Source organism: Intrasporangium chromatireducens Q5-1, from assembly GCF_000576575.1.
Lineage (GTDB): Bacteria > Actinomycetota > Actinomycetes > Actinomycetales > Dermatophilaceae > Intrasporangium_A > Intrasporangium_A chromatireducens.
Genome location: NZ_AWQS01000446.1, coordinates 1 through 1,612 on the forward strand (window position 1 = coordinate 1; position 1,612 = coordinate 1,612).

1 protein-coding gene is annotated in these 1,612 nt (G+C 69.9%); it reads left to right on the forward strand.

The genetic code is table 11. From position 1 onward, the window contains the following. The coding region (gene rho, locus N864_RS22090) for a transcription termination factor Rho (protein WP_034722605.1) at positions 1-1,531 on the forward strand (1,531 nt) is incomplete at its 5' end. Positions 1,532-1,612: the final 81 nt, after the last annotated feature.

The following is a 1,612-nucleotide window of genomic DNA, read 5'->3' on the forward strand; positions in this document are numbered from 1 at the left end:
CCGCGAGGGCGGCGCGGACCGCCGCGAGGGCCGTGATGACAGTCGTGACACCCGCGAGGCCCGGCAGCGCGAGGACCGGGACGACCGCAACCGGGACAACCGGGCCGACCGCGACGACCGTCGCCCCGAGCGGGACCAGGAGGACCGGTCCTGGGACCGCGGCACGGACGACGACCGGCACGACCGGGGCGACCGTGGCCAGGACCAGGGCAACCGCCACGGACAGGGTCGTCAGCAGGGCGTGAGCCGTGGTGGTGACGACGATGCCGGCGGCCGCCGTGGTCGCAACCGCAACCGCAACCGCGACCGGAAGCGCCGGGGTCAGGGCGGCCAGGACTGGAACGACACGGACGTCCAGATCACCGAGGACGACGTCCTCGTCCCGGTCGCCGGCATCCTCGACGTGCTCGACAACTATGGCTTCGTCCGCACGACCGGTTACCTGCCCGGTCCCAACGACGTCTACGTGCCGCTCGGCATGGTCAAGCGGCACGGCCTGCGCAAGGGTGACGCCGTGACGGGCGCCGTCAAGGCGCTCCGCGACGGCGAGCAGCCCTCCGGCCATGTCGGCCGGCAGAAGTACAACGCGCTCGTCCGCCTCGACAGCGTCAACGGCGCCTCGCCCGACGATGCGCTCAAGCGGGTCGAGTTCCACAAGCTGACGCCGCTCTACCCCCAGCAGCGGCTGCGGTTGGAGACCGAGCCGCACGTGCTCACGACGCGCGTCATCGACCTCATCGCGCCCATCGGCAAGGGGCAGCGTGGCCTCATCGTCGCGCCGGCCAAGGCCGGCAAGACGATGGTGATGCAGGCCATCGCCAACGCGATCACGACGAACAACCCCGAGTGCCACCTCATGGTCGTCCTCGTCGACGAGCGGCCCGAGGAGGTCACCGAGATGCAGCGGGCCGTCAAGGGCGAGGTCATCTCCTCGACCTTCGACCGGCCGGCCGAGGACCACACGACGGTCGCGGAGCTGTCGATCGAGCGGGCGAAGCGACTGGTCGAGCTCGGCCACGACGTGGTCGTGCTGCTCGACTCGATCACCAAGCTCGGCCGGGCCTACAACCTGTCGGCGCCGGCCAGCGGACGGATCCTCTCCGGGGGCGTCGACTCGGCAGCGCTCTACCCGCCGAAGAAGTTCTTCGGCGCCGCTCGCAACATCGAGAACGGCGGCTCGCTGACCATCCTCGCCACGGCGCTCGTCGAGACCGGCTCGAAGATGGACGAGGTGATCTTCGAGGAGTTCAAGGGCACCGGCAACATGGAGCTGCGGCTCTCGCGGGAGCTCGCGAACCGCCGGATCTTCCCGGCGGTCGACGTCAACGCCTCCGGCACCCGGCGCGAAGAGATCCTGCTCGCGTCCGAAGAGCTGAAGATCATGTGGAAGCTGCGTCGCGTCCTCGCGGCTCTCGACCCGACCCAGGCCATCGAGCTGCTCCTCGACCGGGTCAAGAAGACGAAGACGAACTACGAGTTCCTCGTCCAGGTGCAGCAGACGAGCAGCATGCGCATGGAGGACCAGGGCTGAGCCAAGGCGTGAGGACCCGACCGAGCGGCTGGCTCCAATCGGTCGTGACCGCGGCGGACGGCACCCATCGGGTGCCGTCCG